Annotated in this window: 23 protein-coding genes and 1 riboswitch; of the genes, 16 read left to right on the top strand and 7 right to left on the bottom strand. The window is 45.2% G+C overall.

What is annotated here, in order from left to right; translation table 11 throughout:
- Positions 1-6 precede the first annotated feature (6 nt).
- Entirely contained in the window at positions 7-273 is a 267-nt protein-coding gene (locus R7P36_RS22230; RefSeq protein WP_005378704.1) for a DUF1145 domain-containing protein, read from the bottom strand.
- Between the two features lie 25 nt (positions 274-298).
- Positions 299-898 (bottom strand): 16S rRNA (guanine(966)-N(2))-methyltransferase RsmD, encoded by a 600-nt coding sequence (gene rsmD / locus R7P36_RS22225; RefSeq protein WP_005378702.1) that lies wholly within the window; start codon positions 896-898, stop codon positions 299-301.
- A gap of 230 nt (positions 899-1,128) precedes the next feature.
- Between rsmD and ftsY the strand changes: the two genes are divergently transcribed.
- The 6 genes from ftsY (at position 1,129) to glpG (ending at position 6,706) form a co-directional block, all read left to right on the top strand.
- Positions 1,129-2,361, top strand: coding sequence for a signal recognition particle-docking protein FtsY (gene ftsY / locus R7P36_RS22220; protein WP_064354405.1), 1,233 nt, complete (start codon positions 1,129-1,131; stop codon positions 2,359-2,361).
- Between the two features lie 22 nt (positions 2,362-2,383).
- Positions 2,384-3,058 (top strand): cell division ATP-binding protein FtsE, encoded by a 675-nt coding sequence (gene ftsE / locus R7P36_RS22215; RefSeq protein ID WP_005393800.1) that lies wholly within the window; start codon positions 2,384-2,386, stop codon positions 3,056-3,058.
- Positions 3,048-4,016 (top strand): permease-like cell division protein FtsX, encoded by a 969-nt coding sequence (gene ftsX / locus R7P36_RS22210; RefSeq protein ID WP_005378695.1) that lies wholly within the window; start codon positions 3,048-3,050, stop codon positions 4,014-4,016. The genes ftsE and ftsX overlap by 11 nt, the downstream gene beginning before the upstream one ends.
- A 176-nt stretch (positions 4,017-4,192) precedes the next feature.
- A complete protein-coding gene (rpoH, locus tag R7P36_RS22205) occupies positions 4,193-5,050 on the top strand; it encodes an RNA polymerase sigma factor RpoH (RefSeq protein WP_005378693.1) in 858 nt (285 codons plus the stop codon).
- A 493-nt stretch (positions 5,051-5,543) separates the two neighbouring features.
- Positions 5,544-5,864, top strand: coding sequence for a thiosulfate sulfurtransferase GlpE (gene glpE / locus R7P36_RS22200; protein ID WP_005378691.1), 321 nt, complete (start codon positions 5,544-5,546; stop codon positions 5,862-5,864).
- Positions 5,864-6,706 (top strand): rhomboid family intramembrane serine protease GlpG, encoded by an 843-nt coding sequence (glpG, locus tag R7P36_RS22195; protein WP_213900078.1) that lies wholly within the window; start codon positions 5,864-5,866, stop codon positions 6,704-6,706. Before glpE ends, glpG begins: the two co-directional genes overlap by 1 nt.
- A 63-nt stretch (positions 6,707-6,769) precedes the next feature.
- Here glpG and R7P36_RS22190 read toward each other — a convergent pair whose 3' ends face one another.
- Positions 6,770-7,180 (bottom strand): flagellar basal body-associated protein FliL, encoded by a 411-nt coding sequence (locus tag R7P36_RS22190; protein ID WP_005378687.1) that lies wholly within the window; start codon positions 7,178-7,180, stop codon positions 6,770-6,772.
- 161 nt (positions 7,181-7,341) lie between these two features.
- Between R7P36_RS22190 and R7P36_RS22185 the strand changes: the two genes are divergently transcribed.
- Together R7P36_RS22185 and ubiA are read left to right on the top strand one after the other, a co-directional pair.
- Complete coding sequence (locus R7P36_RS22185) at positions 7,342-7,881, top strand: chorismate lyase (protein ID WP_005378686.1); 540 nt, start codon at positions 7,342-7,344, stop codon at positions 7,879-7,881.
- Complete coding sequence (ubiA, locus tag R7P36_RS22180) at positions 7,882-8,736, top strand: 4-hydroxybenzoate octaprenyltransferase (RefSeq protein ID WP_005378684.1); 855 nt, start codon at positions 7,882-7,884, stop codon at positions 8,734-8,736.
- Positions 8,737-8,800: 64 nt separating this feature from the next.
- Here the strand turns inward: ubiA and plsB are convergent, their stop codons facing one another.
- Positions 8,801-11,227: a glycerol-3-phosphate 1-O-acyltransferase PlsB gene (plsB, locus tag R7P36_RS22175; protein WP_213900079.1), complete on the bottom strand. Its 2,427-nt coding sequence runs from the start codon at positions 11,225-11,227 to the stop codon at positions 8,801-8,803.
- 368 nt (positions 11,228-11,595) lie between these two features.
- Between plsB and lexA the strand changes: the two genes are divergently transcribed.
- From lexA to dinF, 3 genes are all read left to right on the top strand, one after another.
- A complete protein-coding gene (gene lexA / locus R7P36_RS22170; protein ID WP_005378682.1) occupies positions 11,596-12,216 on the top strand; it encodes a transcriptional repressor LexA in 621 nt (206 codons plus the stop codon).
- Positions 12,217-12,415: 199 nt separating this feature from the next.
- Positions 12,416-13,210 (top strand): class I SAM-dependent methyltransferase, encoded by a 795-nt coding sequence (locus R7P36_RS22165; RefSeq protein WP_025768172.1) that lies wholly within the window; start codon positions 12,416-12,418, stop codon positions 13,208-13,210.
- A 55-nt stretch (positions 13,211-13,265) separates the two neighbouring features.
- Positions 13,266-14,615: an MATE family efflux transporter DinF gene (gene dinF / locus R7P36_RS22160; RefSeq protein ID WP_213900080.1), complete on the top strand. Its 1,350-nt coding sequence runs from the start codon at positions 13,266-13,268 to the stop codon at positions 14,613-14,615.
- 57 nt (positions 14,616-14,672) lie between these two features.
- Here the strand turns inward: dinF and sthA are convergent, their stop codons facing one another.
- Positions 14,673-16,103, bottom strand: coding sequence for a Si-specific NAD(P)(+) transhydrogenase (sthA, locus tag R7P36_RS22155; RefSeq protein ID WP_132937312.1), 1,431 nt, complete (start codon positions 16,101-16,103; stop codon positions 14,673-14,675).
- Positions 16,104-16,366: 263 nt separating this feature from the next.
- On the opposite strand from sthA, the gene fabR reads away from it, so the two are divergent.
- Positions 16,367-17,008 (top strand): HTH-type transcriptional repressor FabR, encoded by a 642-nt coding sequence (gene fabR / locus R7P36_RS22150; RefSeq protein ID WP_005378632.1) that lies wholly within the window; start codon positions 16,367-16,369, stop codon positions 17,006-17,008.
- Entirely contained in the window at positions 17,008-17,373 is a 366-nt protein-coding gene (locus R7P36_RS22145; protein ID WP_005378634.1) for a YijD family membrane protein, read from the top strand. Before fabR ends, R7P36_RS22145 begins: the two co-directional genes overlap by 1 nt.
- A 64-nt stretch (positions 17,374-17,437) precedes the next feature.
- On the opposite strand, the gene trmA is transcribed toward R7P36_RS22145, so the two are convergent.
- On the bottom strand, positions 17,438-18,547 hold the full coding sequence (gene trmA, locus R7P36_RS22140; protein ID WP_005389691.1) for a tRNA (uridine(54)-C5)-methyltransferase TrmA: 1,110 nt from the start codon (positions 18,545-18,547) through the stop codon (positions 17,438-17,440).
- A 184-nt stretch (positions 18,548-18,731) separates the two neighbouring features.
- Positions 18,732-18,932, top strand: a riboswitch (cobalamin riboswitch).
- Positions 18,933-18,987: 55 nt separating this feature from the next.
- Here trmA and btuB point away from each other — a divergent pair.
- The 3 genes from btuB to murI are packed head-to-tail and all read left to right on the top strand — an operon-like array spanning position 18,988 to position 22,410.
- Entirely contained in the window at positions 18,988-20,823 is a 1,836-nt protein-coding gene (gene btuB / locus R7P36_RS22135; protein WP_213900081.1) for a TonB-dependent vitamin B12 receptor, read from the top strand.
- A 59-nt stretch (positions 20,824-20,882) separates the two neighbouring features.
- Positions 20,883-21,575, top strand: coding sequence for an ATPase (locus R7P36_RS22130; protein ID WP_005378675.1), 693 nt, complete (start codon positions 20,883-20,885; stop codon positions 21,573-21,575).
- 31 nt (positions 21,576-21,606) lie between these two features.
- Entirely contained in the window at positions 21,607-22,410 is an 804-nt protein-coding gene (gene murI / locus R7P36_RS22125) for a glutamate racemase (RefSeq protein WP_213900082.1), read from the top strand.
- Here murI and R7P36_RS22120 read toward each other — a convergent pair.
- A complete protein-coding gene (locus R7P36_RS22120; RefSeq protein ID WP_017821270.1) occupies positions 22,373-22,828 on the bottom strand; it encodes an RNA-binding protein in 456 nt (151 codons plus the stop codon). The genes murI and R7P36_RS22120 overlap by 38 nt on opposite strands.
- Between the last annotated feature and the right edge of the window lie 594 nt (positions 22,829-23,422).

Raw genomic sequence — 23,422 nt, 5'->3', positions numbered from 1 at the left:
GAGCGATTACATCATGTGTTTACGACGAATATCGAGTAGGGCAAAAATACCAAAAATCAGTATTGAATATTTTTCCCAACTGCTCATTTTTATTTTGTCGCCAAATGCACCAATGAAGATGGCCATTTGTAAACCGTGCATGATGAACAAAAAAGCGGTCATGATGTATAGCGCAATCGCGGCATTGCCGGGAAAGGGCATAAAAATATTTAGGATTAATACTAACCAAACAAAGGCGATAGCCGCTTTGGCCAGCATAATTAGTGCTTTCATTTAAGTATCCTTTTAAATCGAGGCGTTATGCGGAGGTACGTTCGTACAGACGATAGCTCACTTGGCCTGCTGTTTTTTCTCGATGTAATTGCCAGTTTTCTGGTAAGTCGGCAATATTGAGTTCTTTTTCTGTTTCAATATAAATCATCGCATCTTCCGCGAGCCAGCCATTTTGTTCTAGCAGAGCCACGGTCTCATCCAATAGGCCTTTGCGAAACGGTGGGTCAATAAACACCACATGATGAGCAGAACCCGGTTGCTTCAAAAAACTCAGTGCGTCGGTATTTACCACTTGGATGTTGTTCGCGTTAAGAGAGGCAACATTCTTTTGTAACTGTTGGAAAGCTTGTGGGTTTAGCTCAACCATGGTCACTTGCTCTGCTTGGCGCGAAGCTGACTCAAATCCCAAGCCGCCAGAGCCAGCAAACAAGTCGAGACATTTTGCCTGTGGTACATCTTGAGCTAACCAGTTAAACAGCGTTTCTTTGACGCGATCGGTCGTGGGGCGTAAGCCTTCAGCATCGTGTACAGGAAGTTTTCTGCCTCTCCATAAGCCACTAATAATGCGAACAAAGCCCGTTGTTGGCTTTTTTTGTGATGAGTTTTGCTGGCGACGTCTTACCATAGATTTTTTGACCGCTAATAAAGTGATACTATATCTAATCGCCCAAGCAATGAGCTTGGAGCTTGGATACAGCCCAGAATATTCAAGATGACAGAGTGTAACACTAATAAGATTAGAATTACCTAATCGGAAAGTTTTCAGAACTTTGTCATTAGCCTTTTTTAGACAGATAATAATCTTGTCAAAAAAGAGTCATTAATAGATAAAAGAACAATCTAGGATAGCCCCAGATGACGGAAAAAAAGAAGCGCGGATTACTTTCGTGGCTAGGTTTTGGTGACGAAGAACAAAGCCCAAAACCAAAAACTGAAGAAACAGTAAAAGAAGAAGCAGTGGAAGCGCCTTCTGAAGAGCAGCAAACCGAAGCGGTTGCTGAGCAAGCGGAAGCAACACCAGAACTTGAAGAAGAAGAGAAACAATCAGAGGCTGCCCCAGCAGAAGCAGAAGCAGAAGCAGAAGCAGAAGCAGAAGCAGAAGCAGAAGCAGAAGAGCCAGAAGTCGTATCGGCCGCGCCTCGTGTTCAAGAACAAGAAAAGCCAACAGAAAGCTTTTTTGCTCGTCTTAAACGCAGCCTAAGCCGAACAAAAGCAAATATTGGTGCTGGCTTCTTCGGTCTGTTCAGCGGTAAGAAAATCGATGAAGACTTATTTGAAGAGCTAGAAGAGCAACTGCTTATTGCTGATGTGGGCATGAATACCACAACAAAAATCATCAACAACCTGACAGAAAAAGCCACACGTGGCGATCTGAAAGACGGCGAAGCCCTTTATGGTTTGTTGAAAGAAGAAATGGCTGAGATTCTTTCTAAAGTCGAACAGCCACTAGAAATCGATAGCAACAAAACGCCTTACGTCATCTTGATGGTGGGTGTAAATGGCGTGGGTAAAACCACGACCATCGGTAAGCTAGCGAAGCAGTTCCAAACTCAAGGCAAAAAAGTGATGCTTGCAGCGGGAGATACTTTCCGTGCCGCAGCGGTTGAGCAGCTACAAGTGTGGGGTGAGCGTAATAATGTTCCTGTGATTGCTCAACATACTGGCGCAGACAGTGCCTCTGTTATCTATGATGCGATTGAAGCGGCAAAAGCACGTGGTGTGGATGTCGTGATTGCTGATACAGCAGGTCGTCTACAGAACAAAGCGAACCTAATGGAAGAGCTGCGTAAGATTGTACGTGTGATGAAGAAAATTGATGACTCTGCACCACATGAGATCATGCTAACGCTTGATGCAGGTACAGGACAAAATGCCATTAGCCAAGCGAAACTTTTCAGTGATGTTGCCCCTCTAACCGGGATTACTTTGACTAAGCTGGATGGTACAGCCAAGGGCGGCGTAATTTTCGCTATCGCTGATCAGTTCGGTATTCCAATTCGTTACATTGGTGTGGGTGAAGGTATCGAAGACTTGCGTCCATTTGAAACTCAAGAGTTTATTGACGCACTGTTTAGTCGTGAAGAATAAAAAGAGTTAGAGGAAATCAACGGTGATCAAATTTCAGCAAGTAAGCAAAGCTTACCGAGGTGGTCGACAAGCACTGCAAAAAGTCGATTTTCACCTGAGGCGCGGTGAAATGGCGTTTTTAGGCGGACATTCCGGGGCTGGTAAAAGTACCTTGCTGAAATTGATCTGCGCGATAGAGCGACCAACCGATGGCAAAATCCATTTTAATGGTCACGACATCACGCGTATTCCAAGCAAAGACATCCCTTTTTTGCGCCGCAATATTGGGATTGTTTTTCAAGATCATCGCCTATTGATGGATCGCAGTGTGTACGACAATGTCGCTCTGCCAATGCGTATCGAATCGATTTCTGAAAACGAAATCAAACGCCGTGTTTCTGCGGCGTTAGATAAAACGGGCTTACTCGATAAAGCTCGTTGTCTACCTAGTCAACTTTCTGGTGGTGAGCAACAGCGCGTCGGTATTGCCCGTGCTGTGGTTAATCGACCAACGTTGCTGGTGGCTGATGAGCCTACGGGTAACCTTGACCCAGAATTATCCAACCGTGTGTTGCGTCTATTCGAAGAATTTAACCGTGCGGGCGTGACTATCCTACTTGCCACGCACGATGTGGGGTTAGTAAACACTCGCCCACAGTATCGTCATTTTGAATTGAACCAAGGCTTCCTAAGTGAGGTAGAAGACTATGGCAGGTAACAAGCACTCCCAAAAGAAGGGGAAAGGCCGCAGTGCCAAGCGTGCGAATACCGATGGTTTTTTCTCTGTCCACGCAAAACAAGCTAAATCCTCTTTTAGCGCCTTATGGCAACGACCACTAGGCAACATTCTGACCCTAGCGGTCATCTCCATGGCACTTGCCATGCCAGCTTGTTTGTATCTATTGGGGAAAAACGTTGCGGGGGCAGCGGAAGATGTCGCTTCTCCTTCACAAGTTAGTGCTTACTTAGTTGAAGGTATGCCGGATGCGCGAGTGATGGTTCTCAAAGATCAAATTGAAACTTGGCCTTTGGTAAAAGAGGTAGAGTATATTTCACCGCAACAAGGTCTATCTGATTTAAGCCAATATGCAGGGTTCGACCAAGCTATCAGCCTCTTAAGTGGCTATGCGCTACCTGGTGTGTTGGTGATTACGCCAGATTCGGAGCTAAAAAGTGATATTCAGTCATTAGCCAAAGACGTTCGAGAGCAACAAGATGTGACCGACGTGAGACTTGACGAAGACTGGCTAGCGCGTCTTGATGCCATCAAAACTCTCGCGAGTATTATTGTCATTACCCTGACAGTGCTGATGCTCGGTGCGGTATTTTTAATCGTTGGCAATACATTGCGATTTAATGTGCTGGCGAATAAAGAAGAGATTCAAACCATGAAACTGATCGGTGCGACGGACAGTTTCATTCTGCGCCCTTACTTGTACACAGGTATGTGGTTTGGCGTGTTAGGTGCCACTATTGCGTGGTTGGTAACGGCTTTAGTGACCATTGTCATGAATAGTGCGGTGGAAGACCTTGCTGCGTTGTACGATAGCCAGTTCCGCCTGATTGGTCTAAGTTGGGATGAATCTTTGTTACTAATCATCATTGGGAGTCTTTTGGGATGTATTGCGGCGCGCTTTTCTGCGCAACGACATTTAAAAGAAATTGAACCAGTTTAAGTGATGGCGGTCTTATTACTTGGATTTCATTAGCACTAGCTAATTTTGAACCCTTGCTTAGACCAAATGTTTATGGATAATTGCTTCCCCTTCTTGAAACTTGTTCATTTTGAGTTCAAGATATCGAAGCTAAATTGCAATGTAATGCTCCAGATCAGAGATTGATGAGGAATTGAATGACAAAAGAAGCGTATCCGATGGCTCTAGTCACGCAAGATAGCCTTGATAGCTATATTCGCTCAGTAAACAGCTACCCAATGCTGACTGCAGACGAAGAGCGTGAGCTGGCAGAACGATTACACTATAAAGGTGAGATTGAGGCTGCAAAAGGTCTAATTCTTTCGCACCTACGATTCGTTGTTCACGTTGCTCGTGGTTACTCTGGCTACGGTTTGCCAATGGCGGATCTTGTGCAAGAGGGTAACATCGGTCTAATGAAAGCCGTTAAGCGTTTTAACCCAGAAGTAGGGGTTCGCTTGGTTTCTTTTGCTGTCCACTGGATCAAAGCAGAGATCCACGAATACGTGCTACGTAACTGGCGTATCGTGAAAATTGCGACCACTAAAGCGCAACGTAAATTGTTCTTCAACCTGCGTAAGTCGAAAAAGCGCTTGGGTTGGTTTAACAACGGTGAAGTGGAAACCGTTGCGCGCGAGTTAGGTGTTGAGCCTTCTGAAGTTCGCGAGATGGAATCACGCTTAGCGGCGGTGGATTCAACCTTTGATATGCCAACTGATGAAGACGACAGCTCAAACGCTTACACAGCGCCGATGCTATACCTAGAAGACAAATCGTCTGATGTGGCCGACAATATTGAAGCCGCCAACTGGGAAATGCACACCAACAATCGCTTGGGTCATGCATTAGCGAGTTTGGATGAGCGTAGTCAGCGCATCGTGCGTTCTCGTTGGTTAGATGATGAGAAAGCAACATTGCAAGACTTAGCTGATGAGTTCGGTGTTTCCGCCGAGCGTATTCGCCAGCTAGAAAAAAATGCAATGAAGAAACTAAAATTGGCCGTGGGTGAATTTTAATTTCCACTGCTAATTGAAAGTAAGATTTTCATAGAAAGCCGAGATCATGTGATCTCGGCTTTTTTATTGTCGATCGAAAATCGATAGCGTTTGCGATCCGGATTTTATGTGCTACCTGTGTATAACTCTGTGAAGTAATTATTTATCAACTGTTCGAAACCCGGACAAAACAAGGGATTCAAGCACTTTTCCATCTGGGGATAGTTATAGATATACACACAGTTAGATCAGGATCATCACTACATATTGTGGATCAAAAGATCCAAATACACTTTATCAACGCAATTCACAGCTTTATCCACAAATGGTTGGAATGTGTACACTTTTGAAAACCCTGATTATCCATGTGTCTAAGTTTGCTGTTGGATAGGTTACAATAGCGGCAGTATACCCAAGCAGCTTCAAATATGGATTTTATGCTGTACCACGGGTGCTGATTAGTACGTTAGGTTCGAGGTTGCTTGGGTATATTAATAAGACAATGAGAAAGTAAATGGATCAGTTTAAGCATATCGATGTACAAGGTGCGCAAGCGCTGCTCGAGCAGGGTGATGCGAAGCTTGTAGATATCCGTGACCCTCAATCGTTTGCCGTTGCGCATGCGGAGTCCGCGTATCATTTAACTAACGATACGATCGTTGCGTTTATGGATGAAGTGGAGTTCGAACAACCTATTCTAGTGATGTGTTACCACGGTATTAGTAGCCAAGGTGCGGCGCAATATTTGGTTAACCAAGGCTTTGAACAGGTGTACAGTGTAGATGGTGGCTTTGAAGCCTGGCATCGAGCAGAACTACCGATAGTGAGAAGTTAATGAAGAGATTGGTAACGTTAAATAATCCACGTATGGCGCAAGCCTTTATTGATTATATGGCCTCTCGCCAAATTGACATCGAAATGATGCATGAAGGGGATGGGCAATTTGCGCTGTGGCTGACTGATAGCCAGCATGAAATAGAAGCGGAAGCCGAACTTAAGCTGTTCCTTGCTAACCCGTCTGATTCAAAATACAGCGCCGCCTCGTGGGACGTTGCCGATACTCGTAAGAGCACATTTCATTATTCCAGCCCGAGTATCATAAGCATGGTCAAAGCGAAAGCTGGCCCCATGACTTTGCTGATCATGACAGTCTGTATCATCATCTACTTGTTACAAATGTTTGGCTTTGGCAATGGCGTGTTTAAGTTGTTGCACTTCCCGGCTTTTGAGGGGCAACAATGGCAAGTGTGGCGATGGCTAAGTCATGCGTTACTGCACTTTTCAGTAACTCACATCGTGTTTAACTTACTATGGTGGTGGCAGTTGGGGGGCGACATCGAACGTCGTCTCGGTTCCGGTAAGCTATTGCAACTCTTTGTGGTGTCGGCAGCGCTTTCAGGGGCAGGCCAGTTCTATGTTGAAGGGGCTAACTTCGGTGGCTTGTCTGGCGTGGTCTATGCACTGCTTGGTTATTTGTGGATATTAGGTTACCGCTTGCCACATTTAGGCCTTACGCTACCTAAGCCAATCATCGTCTTTATGTTGGTATGGTTAGTTCTTGGTTTTGTGCAGCCATTTATGGCGATTGCAAACACCGCTCACTTAGTTGGGCTACTGTCGGGGATGGCGATTGCGTTGTTTGATTCTGGCAAGATGAAATACCAACAGCAAGCTTAAAGCAGATGAAATGAAAAGACCGCTCAAGAGCGGTCTTTTTTTATGTTCAAAACGAATTTGGGTTTATTGATAAAGGTATTTTGTAAACAACAAATCGGCAATGATGGTTTTACCTGTTTCAGGCAAAAGCGTTTCGTTGAGGGTCGTCACTAAAGTTTTGCGCAGATCTTCTCGGCCAGAAAGGGACTTAATCGTATCTTCTGTTTGCTTACCCAATAATTCAATCACTGCATCGCGAATCAAAGGTTGGTGATGCTCAACAACTGATAAATCTTGTTGACTCATTACCATGATGTCGATGCGCACTTGCACATAACCTAACTTTTTGCCTTTGGTGTAAAAGTTAGTAGTGAGATCAGGCTCTAGGGTAAAGTATGCCAACTTAGGTCCAGCTTCTTCCGTTTCAGCCCAACTTGGTGCGGCGAATAGTATGGTTAACGCAAAAATAATTTGGGCTATATAACGTTTGTACATATTTCTAACTTTTCTTTCTCTGGATCGCGATATTCGAATCGCTTCAGTCTTGATACAATGGGCCGTCTATAACAAATAACGGAACTTACGGTTACATACATTACTATGGACGGTAAGTTGTTGCTTTATTGTACGCATAAAGCCTCCAATTGAATACTAGTATGAATCAGCCAACATCACTCTATCTTGCTTCTTTATTGGAAGTAGAGTGGCAAAACCCCGAAGAATTCGAATTTCCAAATGAATTTGCCAAGCATTGGCTTGAAGAGCAAGGGTCTTTGTCACGTCGTTTAAAACAGCACTGCCAAGCGTTAACGGTAGAATTGCTACAAAATCAGATCGTCACTGCAGCGACATTAAAACAGGACGAAAGCCAGTTATTGTCCGAACAAGATTGCTTACTGAGAGAGGTAATTTTGTGCGGTGACAATAATAACTGGGTTATTGGGCGGACATTGATTCCTCGCTCAACCTTAGTTGATCAGCAGTATGATTTGGCTCAACAAGGGGATATCCCATTAGGATTAACAGTGTTCAGCGCAGATAACGTTGAGCGAGACTCTTTACAAATGGGATGGGTAGCCGTACCAGAAGGACGTTTGTTAGCGCGACGCTCAAGGTTGTGGATGAATCACAAACCGATGCTAGTCGCCGAGTTATTCTTATCTAATTCACCAGTTTACGCTAAGGAGACAGTGTAAATGTCCGCAGAAAAAGCCAAAGCATATTGGCAACTGATGCGCATGGATCGCCCGATTGGTTCACTGTTACTGATGTGGCCAACGATTTGGGCGCTAATTATCTCAGCCCAAGGGATGCCGAGTTGGGATGTATTTATCGTGTTTGTATTGGGTGTATTCCTAATGCGTAGTGCGGGGTGCGTGATTAATGATTTTGCAGATCGCAAAGTCGACGGCCATGTAAAGCGTACTAAGCAACGTCCACTGCCATCAGGGAAAGTGACAGCAAAAGAAGCGATTGGATTATTTTTGGTTTTGGGTATCAGCTCGTTTTTGTTAGTGCTGACCATGAACCCGCTGACGATTCAGCTATCCTTCGCTGGTATTGTGTTGGCGTTCATCTATCCATTTATGAAGCGTTACACTCATATTCCACAGCTATTTTTAGGCTTGGCTTTTAGCTGGGCGATTCCAATGGCGTGGGCTGCACAAACTGGGGAATTACCATTGATTGTTTGGTTTTTGTTCCTCATTAACGCTTTGTGGACCATTGCGTACGACACTCAATATGCGATGGTAGACCGAGATGATGATCTAAAGATTGGCATTAAATCGACGGCAATTCTGTTTGGTCGTCATGACAAGCTTATTATTGGTGTGTTGCAACTGATTACACTCGCGATGTTGGTTTGGTTAGGGCAGTTCTATCAATTGGGACAAAGTTACTACTGGACCCTTTTGATTGCAGCGTCGTTGTTTGTTTATCAGCAGCACTTAATTCGTCACCGTGAGCGTGAGTTGTGCTTTAAGGCTTTCCTTAACAACAATTATGTTGGCATGGTGATAGCGATAGGGTTACTGGTCGCATTTTGGTAAGCGAAGAAATAGAAAAAGGCATCCGATTGGATGCCTTTTTTCTTATTGAAAGAAGATAAAACGGTTACGACTGAAGTTGGTGAATACTCTCTTCGATCGTCAGTTTCACTTCTGGATAAAGCAGAGTGAACAGTAGCCGTGCAAATTGCTGCGTTTTCTTCGTGTCACAGTTACCATCGTTATCGAGGTATTTTTGCTGTTTGAGCGTATTGAACATCGCGGTAAACACACCTTTATCGAAGAATTCTGGCGCATTAATACCGTGCAAACGCCCTAGGCGCTGAGCAATATCTTGGCTCTTCTGCTCTAGGTCCGATTTACCCAGTTCAGGGTAAGCAACAAGCAAGTTCATCGCGATAGAGTAGCGTTGCAGCGTTTCAGTTATCGTGCGACCTAACAGAACCAAAGGCTGGTTGTTCGACTGATTGATTTCCAGCTTATCACCATCCAGACTAATCATTTTCTGATCGGCAAATTCATGCAGTGTTTTAACGACCAATTCATCCAACTCGTCTTCTTGGTAGCTTAAGAACAGCTCTTTCTTCAAAAATGGGTAGATTTGCGCGACATTCGCTTGAATCTTGGCTACCGAAAGGTTGCGCTGACGAATGAGCATTTGGGCAATTAATGACGGCAGAGCGAACAAGTGAATGATGTTGTTGCGATAGTAAGTCATCAGGATGGATTGGCTACGGTCCAGCGAAATGATGTCACCCATGCTATCGGTTTCAATCACGAACTTATCAAGCGAAATTGCATGATCGACCAACTCCTCAGCACTTTCGGTAGGGATAGTGGAGGTGCTTGAGTACGGATTATTTTTGAGTAGCTTTAAGTAACACTCGATCTGATTGATCAGCGAGTCACGAGAAAGTGCACGTTGACGAGAAGCAAGCAGTGCGGTTGCACACAAGGTCAACGCGTTTGCCGCCGCCGCATCATTGATGTGCGTCATCATCTTATTAGCGAGGTCGTTCACCACAGGATTCATCCATTGTGGTTTGTTACCACCCATGCTGTCGATGTCTTTCGTCCACTCAGGAGCATGCTCGTTCAAGTATTGGTTGAGCTGAATTGGCTCACCGAAGTTCACATAGCCCAAACCAAAGTTACGCAGTTTACGCAGAGTACGCAGTACAAGCCCTGCGTTTTCTTTCTCTTTGCGTTTGCCACGCAGCTCTTTCGCGTAAGTGCCTACTTCCATTACGTGCTCGTAACCGATGTAGACCGGCACTAGTGTTACTGGGCGGTTTAGACCACGTAGCATTGCTTGGATGGTCATAGCCAGCATACCCGTTTTCGCTTGCAGTAAGCGACCTGTACGTGAACGACCACCCTCACTGAAGTACTCGACTGAATAGCCTTTGGCAAACAGCTCAGCTAGATACTCACGGAAAATGGTTGAGTACAGTTTGTTGCCTTTAAAACTACGACGAATAAAGAACGCCCCACCACGACGGAAAAGAGGACCGGCCGGGAAGAAGTTCAAGTTAATGCCTGCCGCAATGTGCGGAGGTACCATGCCTTCATGGTATAAAACATAAGACAAAAGCAGGTAGTCCATGTGACTACGGTGACAAGGAACGTACACAATTTCGTGGCCGTCTTGCGCTAAACGACGCACAGTCGAGGCGTTATTGATGTGCAAACCTTGGTATAGTTTTGTCCATAACCAACTCAGGATGCGGTCGCCGTTTTTCACTAGACTGTAGGAGAAGTCGGCGGCGATTTCATCCATGATGTCGTGGGCTTCTTTACGTGCCTTATCAATCGAGATGTTTTTGATCTTGGCTTCGTCAGCAATCGCCAGTTCAATAGCTGGAGATTTTAGTAAACGAGCAAACAACACTTGGCGTTGTGGCAGGTTTGGGCCTGAAGCAGCCAGTTTCTGGCGTGAGAAGTGGATACGCGCCACGCGAGCCAGTTTGTGCGCAATTGCGCTGTCGGTACCGTGAGAGTCTGCCATATAACGCAGAGATACCACGGGACTAAAGCGAACTAAGCAGTCGCGTCCCGCCGCCATTACTGCTTTGGCTTTTTGCGGACCATTCATCGGTTGAAGGTAAGGCTTTTGGTTCTCTTCTTTACCTGGCTTACGACCCCAAAGCACGGTTGCAGGGATCATTTGAACATCCAACTCACTATCCAGCTTGTGCAGTTCCAGTAAGTCAGTGAACAGAGAAACAGAATCGGTTGGGACATCATTATCGTTGTTCATCACAGTTGGACGCGCAGCGATAAAGACGAAACGGTTCAGCGTTTTGCCATTGATTTCCAGCGGGCTGAGCGGGTCGGGTAGACCAAGGCTCATGGCTTGTTTTTGCAGTGTCAGCAAATCCACGTTCGAGCGGAACGGCAGGGCATATACAATCGGTTTAGTTAGGTCGATGTTCAGATCTTCAATCGGGTTCGACGGGATTGTGGTGCCCTTTACCAGTACCGATAAAGGTAGTTTTAGTAATGAACGTGAAAATGATTGTCCAGAAGACATAAAGTTCACAGCCTCAATAGGTATTCAAACAGGCCTAGGCTTATTTCAGTTTCCGCTTTGCATGTCTTCTCTATAAAAAGAGATGAGTACGGCAATAGAAATAAGCCTAGGCGATAAAATTTAAGCGCTGCAAGGATACCAGAAACTGGTCAAACCTTTTAATTTTATTGGCTGTAAATTAGTCGAACCCCTAAGTTATTGCTTTGACTTGATTAACTGAAAAGTCGGTGTTTTAAACGAATAAAGAATGAACTTAATCGGTAAGCTGAAAGCTCTCCACAAATAAATTAAAAAACAACCAATTGGGTTTTCATTTGAGCATTTACTGGATATACTCACAGTTAACTGTATAAAAAGACAGGTGAGACATGAAGCCGTTAACGCCACGCCAACAACAAGTCTTCGATTTGATTAAAAGTAAAATCGATGACACCGGAATGCCACCAACTCGTGCAGAGATTGCGCGTGAGCTTGGCTTCCGCTCTGCGAATGCCGCAGAGGAACACCTAAAAGCGCTTGCTCGTAAGCAAGCAATTGAAATTATTCCAGGCGCTTCTCGTGGGATTCGTATCCTGCTTGAAGACGCTGCCAATGATGAGCAGGGTTTGCCTTTGATTGGTCAAGTCGCAGCGGGTGAGCCAATCTTGGCTCAAGAGCACGTAGAGGCGCACTACCAAGTCGATCCTGCGATGTTCAAACCGCAAGCGGATTTCTTACTTCGTGTAAATGGCGAGAGTATGAAAGACATCGGGATTATGGATGGCGATTTGCTCGCGGTGCATAAAACCCAAGACGTGAGAGACGGTCAAGTTGTCGTTGCGCGTGTTGATGATGATGTGACTGTGAAGCGTTTGGAGCGCAAAGGTTCAACCATATTACTGCATGCTGAGAATGAAGAGTTTGCCCCAATTCAAGTGGACTTAACGTCTCAGCACCTTACGATAGAAGGCTTAGCCGTTGGTATTATTCGTAATACCGATTGGATGTAAGTGCATTTAAGCAGCCCAGTTCATCTGGGCTGTTTTGTCTTTTCTCTTCTTTTCTTTTCTCTTTTTCTACCTCCTCCAAAAGCTTTCTTATCATCTTGACCTTGTTTGTTTTGACCAATTTATAAGCTTGATAATGTAACTGATATTCATTATCATCTTTATTAATGTCTATGTTTTCTCTCTGGCGCAGGAAATGCCCATGTCTCAGTCTAAACATCAAGTTCCTAACCATTTATTAAAGCCACTGTTATTGCGTAGCCGTGAAAGCATGGTCGACAATGGCTTGGTGTACGATCCGATAGCTGCTAAAGCGTGTTTGAGCTGTAAGATGGCGCCGGACTGTTTGAGTGGTGATATTGCGCAGAAGCAATTGCTGCACGTGACGCTGACTCAGCTTTGTGACCAGCAGGTTAGTCACTTCTTACAGCAGTATCCCGATGCTTGGATAATCAATGTTGGAGCGGGGTTGGATACCCGCTTTTATCGTTTGGATAATGGACGCTGCCATTGGATAGAGCTGGATGTGACGGAAAATTTGGTATGGCGTCAGCGTTTGTTCCACAAAAATGAACGTTATGAACATCGCTGTGGCAGTGTGGATGAAATGTCGTGGCTAGAGACGTTAGCCATTCCAGAGCAAGCACCGGTACTCATTTTATGTGAAATGGCACTGCTCGATTGCACAGAGCGTCAAGTCGCGAAATTTATTCAAACCTTGGGTCGACATTTTGTTTCTGCTGAACTGTGTATGGTGCTGGCAGGAGATTTAACGGAAACCAAGTGGGGGAAAAAGCTTGGCTCTGATCGTTATGCTCATGGCTTTGAAGCGCCTGCAGCACAGATATTGCAATGGTTACCATGGGCACAATGGGCGAAAGCTTTCTCGCCATTCGATAGATTCTGTTCTCGTTGGAAAGCTTGGCAGCGTTGGCTTAATAAGATTCCAATGTTGAAGCATCGCCTCACGCCAGTCCTCGTTCACATCAAGTGGTAATTGGCTAGTCGTTAAGCGCTCAGGTACACTCGTCGATCTTACTGATGAGGTGCCTGTGACAAATTCAATCTTCTCTCCTTTATCTAACCCAAAAGTTCATCGCCAAGTCTTAGCTTTAGCGATACCTATGGTGCTGTCGAATATTACTGTTCCATTGCTCGGTTTGGTCGATGCTGCGGTGATTGGTCATCTAGACCACGCTTGGTATCTGGGCGGTGTTGCGTTGGGCAGCACCATGATCAGCGTGACGTTTTGGCTGCTTGGTTTTTTGCGTATGTCGACTACAGGGTTGGCGGCGCAGTCCTATGGCGGTGAAGACCGAAAGCAACTTGCCTTGGTGTTTATGCAAGGCTCACTTATGGCGCTGCTGTTTGCGTTAGTCTTCCTTATTGCCCATACCCCGATAGCTGATTTGATCTTTGGTTGGAGTGACGCCAGCGCAGAGGTAAAACACTACGGTATGCAATATTTCTCTATCCGTGTGTGGAGTGCCCCCGCTGCGCTAATGAACTTTGTGTTGTTGGGGTGGCTGCTCGGAACGCAAAATTCCAAAGCACCAATGTGGATGGTGATCATCACCAACGTGACTAATATTGCCCTCGATTTGTTGTTTGTGATTGGTTTGGGGTGGAAAGTAGAAGGCGCTGCGCTTGCATCGGTGATTGCTGACTACTCAGGCATGGGTTTTGGTCTCATGTGTGTTTGGAAAACCTGGCGAGAGAGGCAATTACCATCACCTCAAAAGTTGCTAGCCAGCACTCAACACGGTTTAGGGCGCTTCGTGAAATTGAATCGCGATATTTTCTTGCGCTCTTTGTGTCTGCAAGCGGCTTTTAGCTTTATGACGTTCCAAGGTGCGAGCTTTGGTGATGAGGTTGTCGCTGCAAATGCGGTTCTGATGAGCTTCCTGATGATTATCTCGTATGGCATGGATGGCTTTGCTTACGCAATGGAGGCCATGGTCGGGAAGGCGATTGGTGCCAAAGATAGGCAACAATTGAGTGCATCGCTTGTCGGCACTTTCTTTTGGAGTTTGGTTATTTGCTTAGGACTGACCGCGCTCTTTGGTTTGGCGGGATCGCAGTTGATCGCCATGATCACTTCAATTGAGGCGGTACAAAAGCAAGCAGCGGTGTATCTACCTTGGCTGGTGGTGATGCCACTTGCGTCGATGTGGTGCTTTCTATTGGATGGCATTTTTGTCGGTGCAACCAAAGGCAAAGACATGCGCAATAGTATGTTTGTCGCGACCAGCAGCTTCTTCGTTGTCTTTTACTTATTCGCCGAGTGGGAAAATCACGCGCTGTGGTTTGCAATGACGAGCTTTATGTTGATGCGGGGTATTGGTTTAGGGGTTATCTTCCTCTACCAATGGCACAAGGATACCTTCCTAGCACAATGTTGATATAAAAACAGCAGGTCCAAGCCTGCTGTTTTTCTGTCTGCTATCAAGAAGCATCGATTAGAACAAGCGGTTCAAACCATTCAACGCAGCGACACGATACGCTTCGGCCATTGTTGGATAGTTGAAGGTGGTATTGACGAAATACTCGATGGTATTCGCTGAGCCTTTTTGCTCCATAATGGCTTGACCGATGTGGATAATTTCCGCGGCACGTTCGCCAAAACAGTGAATCCCTAAAATTTCTTTGGTTTCACGATGGAACAATATCTTCAAGCTACCGATGTCTTTTCCTGCGATCTGTGCACGAGCTAGATGCTTGAACGAAGAGCGTCCTACTTCATACGGTACTTTCGCAGCTGTTAGCTCTTGCTCGGTTTTACCCACAGAGCTAATCTCTGGGATGGTGTAGATACCCGTTGGAATATCATCAATCAGATAGTTTTCTGCCTGACCTTTCGTAATGGCTTGTGCGACAAATCGCCCTTGGTCATAAGCGGCGCTTGCAAGGCTAGGGTAACCGATGACATCGCCTACAGCGTAAATGTGCTCAATATCGGTTTGGTAGTTACGGTTTACTTTTAGTTGTCCGCGAGAGTCCGCTTCCAGACCCACAGCACCCAAATTCAACTTATCGGTGTTACCTGTTCGACCATTCGCATACAACAAGCAGTCCGCCTTCATCTTCTTGCCAGATTGTAGGTGAATAATCACGCCATCTTCTGTGCCTTCGATTTTTTCATAGGTCTCATCATTACGAATTACCACACCGCTGTTCCAGAAGTGGTAAGACAGCGCATCCGACACTTCGTTATCCAAAAACTCCAACAAGCGGTCTCGGGTATTGATAAGGTCGGTTTTCACTCCAAGTCCGCGGAAGATAGAAGCGTATTCACAACCGATAACGCCCGCACCGTAAATGATGATATGGCGAGGATCGTGTTTCAGGCTCAAAATGGAATCACTGTCGTAGATGCGCTCATGCAAGAAATCTACGTCGTCAGGCTGATACGGACGAGAACCCGTCGCGATGACAAACTTATCCGCTGAATAGATTTCTTCTGTACCGTCGCTTTGCATCACTGCAATTGAGTAGTTATCGATAAATCGCGCGGTTCCGAACAAAAGTGTGCATGAGTTACGGTCATAAAAGCCCTGACGAAGTCGAGTTTGCTTATCAATGACCGATTTAGCATGACCTAAAATGTCAGAAAATGTTGCATGAACGCTGGTGTTGTTTCGACAAAATAGCGGGTTGCTATTAAATTCGATGATGCGGCTAACGGCATGACGCAGTGCTTTTGATGGAATAGTACCCCAGTGAGTACAACCGCCGCCGACACTGCTTTCTTTCTCGACAATGGCAACATTCAGTCCCGCTTTGGTTAATCCCATTGCAGCCCCTTCTCCGCCAGGGCCACTACCGATTACGATCACGTCATAGTGATTAACATGCGCCATGATGCCTTCCTTGTTATATTTGCTTAACATTGCTTTAGCGCGATTTTAACTCATTTACTCTATTGGTACACGTCATGCCTGTTAGAGAGTGGAAGTGATCACGCAGAATCGACCAAAAGGGTGATTTGGTATGTTGTATGTCTATAAATTGCATCGAGAACATTGCAATTGGATGCATGCCAATAGTAACGTTCTCGGGGCTCAGAGCGAGCGAAGCAACATATCTTTCTCCGTAGGAGCAAATTGCGTTATATTGAGGCTCTTGTACCCTACAGAAAAAGAGCAAGTTAAGAATGAAATCGATGGGAATCCGCGCACAGCAAAAAGAGAAGACACGTCGATCATTGATCGATGCGGCATTTAGTCAATTAAGTGCGGATCGCAGCTTTTCCAGCCTTAGCTTGCGAGAAGTCGCCCGAGAGGCAGGGATTGCACCGACTTCTTTTTACCGCCACTTCAAAGATATGGATGAGCTAGGCTTAACCATGGTTGATGAAGGCGGTTTGCTACTACGTCAACTGATGCGTCAGGCGCGTCAACGTATTGTGAAAGAAGGTAGCGTAATTCGTACCTCGGTCGAAACCTTTATGGAATTCATTGAAAGTAGTCCGAACGTTTTTCGTTTGTTGTTGCGTGAGCGCTCCGGCACTTCTGCTGAATTTCGTACCGCTGTTGCTCGAGAAATCCAGCATTTTGCGGCAGAATTAACCGAGTATTTAATGAGCACCGGCGTGACCAGAGAAGAGGCGTATACTCAAGCAGAAGCGTCTGTGACTTTGGTTTTCAGTTCGGGGGCTGAAGCTTTAGATTTAGATCGACGTGAGCGCGATGAACTCGCCGAGCGATTGATCATGCAATTGCGAATGATAGCCAAAGGGGCCTATTGGTATCGCAAAGAACGTGAACGTAACCGATTAAAAGGCGGGATAGAATAATGTCGAATGGAAATAAATCTGAAAAGAAAACGCTGATTTTGGCACTGGTTGCAGGTATGTGTGGTGATGCTTTGTTGTCATGGTTGACCATGAGTGAAGTGTCTTTTTCAATCTTCCCATTGATTGCACTCGTACTGGCTGTACAAGCTCTTTACCAAGAGTACCTAAATAATCCGGTATCAGAAGATATCCCATTAGTTGGCTTGGCGTGTTTCTTCGTAGGTGCGTTTGGTCACTCTGCGTTTATTAAAGCGCAATACCCAGAAGCAGGCTCAAACTTCTTTGCGATCATGGTTTCAATGATTTTACTCGCATGGATTGGTAAGAAGTTAGGTTTTGTCAGCAAGAAGACTTCTGCGGAATAAGCAAAACGAATCAAATTAAAAAGCGAGCCATTGAGCTCGCTTTTTTTGTATTTGACGCCGTGGGTTACACTTTGCGTTCCAAAAGCACACCCGCTTCCATGTGGTGGGTATAAGGGAATTGGTCAAACAGAGCAAAACGCGTCACGTTGTGTGTTTCGCATAGAATGTCCAAGTTCTCTTTTAGAGTCTCAGGGTTACAAGAGATGTACATGATGCGCTCGTAACCTTGCACCATCTTACAAGTATCGACATCCATCCCAGCACGTGGTGGGTCGACAAAAATCGTATTGCAGTTGTAGCTCTTCAGATCTACACCTGCATCTTGTAGACGACGGAATTCACGCTTACCTTCGATCGCTTGAGTAAATTCCTCGGCTGATAGACGTAAGATTTGTACGTTATCAATCTTATTGGCGGCGATGTTGTACTGTGCAGATACAACCGATGGCTTCGCTAGCTCAGTTGCAAGAACGCGGTCGAAATTCTGTGCCAACGCCAGCGAGAAGTTACCGTTACCACAGTAAAGTTCTAGTAGGTCACCAGTGCTTTCTTGGGTACAGTCGACCGCCCATTCCAGCATCTTCTCTGCGACTTTGCCGTTCGGCTGAGTGAAGCTGTTCTCTACTTGTTGGTAGATGTAGCTTTGACCATTTACATCGAGCTTCTCGATCACGTAGTCGCGGTCTAGGACAATCTTCATCTTACGAGCACGACCAATGATGTTTAGATTGAAGCCTTCATCATTTAAACGCTGTTTAAGGGCTTTCGCGTTTTCAATCCACTCTTCATCAAGTTGGCGATGGTAAAGGAGTGAAACCAGAATCTCACCGCTTAGCGTCGACAGGAAATCCACCTGGAACAGTTTACGACGTAGTGAGTCGTTGTCTTTCATCGCTTCAACCAATAGCGGCATCAGGTCGTTGATCAGACGGCTTGCTGCAGGGAATTGGTCAACACGGTATTTCTCACGAGTTTCTTGGTTGAACATGATGTAGTAAAGATCTTCGCCTTCATGCCAAACACGGAACTCAGCACGCATACGGTAGTGCTGCTCTGGTGATTCAAACACTTCCAGTTCTGGCACGTTGTATGGCGCGAACATATCAGTGAGACGTTCGACTTTTTCAGCCAGTTGTTCTTGGTAGCGTTGTGGGTTTACATCAAGAGTAGCCATGATCTTACCTTTTATGGTGCATTCAATTTAAGAGCGCAGATTTTATTCAATCTCAATAGGATGTCCAGTTTTGTACTGGAATTGATTTAAAGATAGTGCGTACAGGCAGAGTAGAAAGCAAAATCAATCAAGACGTTACAACTTCTAAGGGCAATATTGGCTGGACAAATAATCAATAGCTGAATAATATTTGCCTCAAGTTGGTGCTATCTAGCAATCTAGATGGCTGAAATGGGAATCTGGTGTGAATCCAGAACTGACGCGCAGCGGTAAAAGAGAACGAACGCTCATCAGACACTGCATTAGTTTATGTGGGAAGTCGAGCAAGTAGGCGGTAAACCCGTGCTCTTGAGTCCGAATACCTGCCAACAACTGAGCCACAGCACTGGACTGTCATGATGACAGGGCTCGGAAGGAATTACGCGATTTAGGACAATACAATGAGAAAATCCGCACTGGCGATCACTTTGGCATCGCTGCTTTCACCTGTCTCTTATCTACAGGCCCAAGAAACCTCCACTGACCAAACCATCGTTGTTACGGCAAACCGTTTTGAGCAAGCCGAAAGCCGTACGTTGGCAGATGTCGAAGTAGTTACTCGACAAGACATCGATCGCATTCAAGCGAAAACCCTACCAGATGTATTGCGTCGCCTTACCGGGATTCAAGTTTCACAAAATGGTGGTCGTGGTCAGTTAGCGTCTTTATTTGTTCGTGGAACCAGTTCCGACCAAGTTTTAGTACTGGTTGATGGCGTACGTTTTGCACGAGCAGCGAAGGGCGCTGTGGACTTTAACCAAATCCCACTTACTTACGTTCAACGTATTGAGTACGTGCGTGGTGCGCGTGCGTCACTTTATGGCTCGGAAGCGATTGGTGGCGTGATCAATATCATCACCATTGCGCGTGCTGACGAAGAAGGAACGAAGTTAAGTGCGGGTTTAGGCAGCTTAGATTACCAGGAATTGAGTGTGGCATCTGGTATTAAAGTCACAGAGAGCGGCCAGCTAAATATCGCGCTTGGTAGTGAAAGTGATGATGGTTATAACGTTCGTCCTGTACCGGGAGTTAATGACGGTGATCGCCATGGCTTTGATACAAAGAATGGTCTGCTAGGTTACGTGCATAACTTCAATGACCAGTGGTCTGCATTTGGTAACCTGCGTGCTTACGAAAATGTTTATCAATATGACAGCAGCTACGGCAGTCGCGGTTACTACGAAGCAGAAAAAGACGATCTTTCTGTCACTCTGGGCGGTAAGTATCAGTCTGATAATGTGATGTCAGAACTACAAGTAACAGCACAGAAACAGAAGTCTTGGAACTATGAGCAAGCAAAAGGCAAACACTCAGGTACTGAAGATGAACTTGAGCAGCAAAATGTCCAGTGGACCAACAGTTACTTGCTAAACAACAATACGACGTTTGCTGGTGGTATTGACTGGCGTAATGAGTCTTATAAAGACAAGAGTGCGAATAAAACGTTTGATCGTACCAATGGCGCTCTGTTCGGTATGGCAACCACCAGTATTGATAAAGCAATGCTTGAGGGCAGTGCTCGCCTTGATGATAACGAAGAATACGGTAGTGAGTTCACTTACAGCTTAGCGGCTGGTTACCAGTTTGTGCCAGAGTTTGGGGTTAAAGCTTCTTTTGGTACTGCGTTTAAGGCTCCAAACCTATATCAACAGTATGATCCAACATACGGTGAGAAAGATCTTAAGCCGGAAGAGTCAGATGCTTGGGAGCTAGCATTCAGCGGTGATGTCCAAGGCGTTTTTTGGTCCGTAACGGGTTATGACTATAAAATCACGAATCTTATCGATTACCATCCAACCACATACAAATATTTGAATGTCGATGGTGAAACACATATCCAAGGTGTGGAGCTTGTTGCTGAGTTTGACACAGGGATTGTGCAGCACCAGTTGAGTGCAGATTATAAAGATGCAGAAGACGATAAAGGGCATCAGTTGCAGCGCCGCGCTAAAGAAATGTATAAGTGGAATGCTTTAGTGAGCTTCGATAAAGTGGATTGGTCGGTTAGCTATCAGTACGTCGGTAAGCGTCCAGATGTGGATTACAGCACTTGGCCTTCACAAGATATCACGCTTTCTTCTTACTCGTTGGTTGATACGGCGGTGACTTACTATCCGAATGAGTCGACCTCTATTAGCGCTCGTATCGATAATCTACTTGATGAAGAGTATGAGATGGCAAAAGGTTACCCTGCTGCGGAGCGAGCGTACTATCTCAACGTTGGCTACGAATTCTAATCGTGAATGAGCACAAACCGCCTTCGGGCGGTTTTTAATATTTTGTGGTGGAAAATCGAATGAAGAAACCCAAGCGAGTGGTGATCAGTTGGTCCAGTGGTAAAGATTCGACATTAACGCTTGAGCGCCTTAACGAGAATCCAAATTATCAAGTTGTCGGTTTGTACACGACTTACGTAGGGAAAGAAGTCCCTTTCCAAGCAACTCCGCTTGAAGTCGTACAAATGCAAGCAGACTTACTTGCGCTTCCGCTCATTACTATCGAGCTACCTGAAATCTTTCCAAGTAACGACATTTATCAATCGACCATCGTTAATGCATTACAAAGTAGTGGTCTGAACATAGAAGCTGTCGCATTTGGTGATATGTTTTGTAATGGCATTGCCGATTACCGACGCAGCTATATTGAACCTGTTGGCTGGGAATGCGTCTTTCCTCTATTAGGGGAGAGCAGCGAAAAACTAGCGATGGAAATCATAGAGCGTGGTATTCAAACTATGTTAATCACCATCGACGGAAGAGTTCTCCCTCCAGAATGGTGTGGTCGCTGGTATGACAAAGCCCTAATAGAGTCATTACCAAGTCAAATTGATCCCTGTGGGGAAAATGGTGAATTTCACACATTGGTCACGTCTTCGCCATCTTTTCAAGGACATATCGAGTTGACGAAGCGAGATGTAGAATCTGGAGATAGATTCAGCCATCAAAGATACCATGCTAAAGCATTGCCAAAACAAATCTACGCAGTATGATCGCAACGTTTCTGTTCTTTAGGTAAGGCTCGTGCGAGTAGCAAGTAAGAAAAAAGTCCTAGTTTTTGACTCCGGTGTTGGTGGCCTTTCTGTATTCCAAGAGATACATCGCCTATTGCCCCAGCTAGACTACTTATACTTATTCGATAATCAGGCTTACCCTTATGGTGAACTCGATCAGGCTGTACTCATTTCACGAGTTAACCAACTGGTCTCTTCATTAGTCGAAGAACACCAAGTCGACATTGTCGTCATTGCTTGCAACACGGCGAGCACCATAGTGCTTCCTTCCTTACGCGAAAATTTATCGATTCCCGTTGTTGGTGTTGTCCCTGCGATTAAACCCGCATCGCTTTTAGCATCAAAAGGGGTAGGGCTGATCGCCACTCCGGCGACAGTAACACGCCAATATACTCACGAGTTAATACGGGACTTTGCGCAAGGCAAACCAGTTGAGCTGGTGGGATCAACTCGCTTGGTAGATATGGCCGAAGAGAAATTGCGGGGCAACAGCGTTTCTCTCGACGAACTGACAAATATCCTGCTTCCCCTTCGCGATAAAGTCGATGTTGCGGTGCTCGGTTGTACTCACTTCCCTTTAATCAAAGAGGAGATTCATCAAGCTTTGGGTGGGGACGTTACTTTAATTGATTCAGGCGCAGCGATTGCACGTCGAGTAAAAGCATTGCTATTAAGTGATGAAATTGAGGATACAGAAGAGGGAAGTAAGTCGATTTATGCCAGTGCAACTCCTTGGCAGGAAGATGCACTGAACATTTGTTTAAAGAAGCTGGGTTTTAATCCTGTTCAGGTTTACCACCATCCGGGTGTTTAGGATCGTTCGCAATTCTCACTTTTAGCGTTCTCTCCATATATTCCTTTTCATTAAGTTTAGCGATAGCTGGCTTGGCATCTGCCGCAGCCATCACTACAAAACCAAACCCTCTTCTTTTTCCAGTGCGCTTATCTTTCATTAAGCGTACCGCATAGACCTGTCCATATTCAGCAAACAAATCGCGAACATGACTCTCATTGGCCTTATAAGGAAGGTTGCCGACATACAGCGTTTTAGTTGAAGGATCAGGCTCCGAAGATTGAAGAACAGGTGTTTTGCTAGAAAATGAAAAAAGAAAAGCAGTAGCGATAACACCAATGAGGAAGCTCAAGGCTGGTGGGATGATGAATTGAGAGAAAATGATTCCCCCAACGATGGCCAGCCCAACACATAAAATCAGATTTTTTTTAGACGTCATTTTAATTACTACACATAGTGATAAAGAGATCGATTGTCCATTAACAGAATAGACACATGAATCTTACGTATATGGTTGGTGTTTTTCCAACCAATTGCTGTGATATGTCTCAAATGTGACGAAGAAATATGCAAATATCGCACTTTTGGCTAATTTGTGACCGGTTGGTTTTTTATTTGCAAAAAACGCTTGTGCTAATTTCTCAACCCCCTATACTGCGCATCCACCGACACGGAGTGAGACGAAAGTCACACAGCGAGTCGGGAAGAGAGAAAAAAATTTGAAAAAAATGCTTGACTCTCTCACGGTGTGAAGTAAGATACGCACCCCTAACGACGAGCAACTAAGTTGCTGAAAATGTTAGAAAAGCTCTTTAAAAATAAGAACCTATCAATCTGTGTGGGCACTCGTTGATGATAATCCAATTCGATACCTCGGTATCAAATTAGGTTTCAATGAAACGAAGTGACCATTGAATCTTCGGATTCAGCACAGTCAATTCAAACATTACTTATGTAATGTTCAGTATTCATTGAGCCGAACAAAATCTTAAATTGAAGAGTTTGATCATGGCTCAGATTGAACGCTGGCGGC

Origin of the sequence: Vibrio sp. 397, from assembly GCF_033339395.1 — a bacterium.
Taxonomy (GTDB): domain Bacteria; phylum Pseudomonadota; class Gammaproteobacteria; order Enterobacterales; family Vibrionaceae; genus Vibrio; species Vibrio alginolyticus.
The sequence above is the reverse complement of the archived record's forward strand: the minus strand, read 5'-3'. Positions and strand labels throughout refer to the sequence as shown.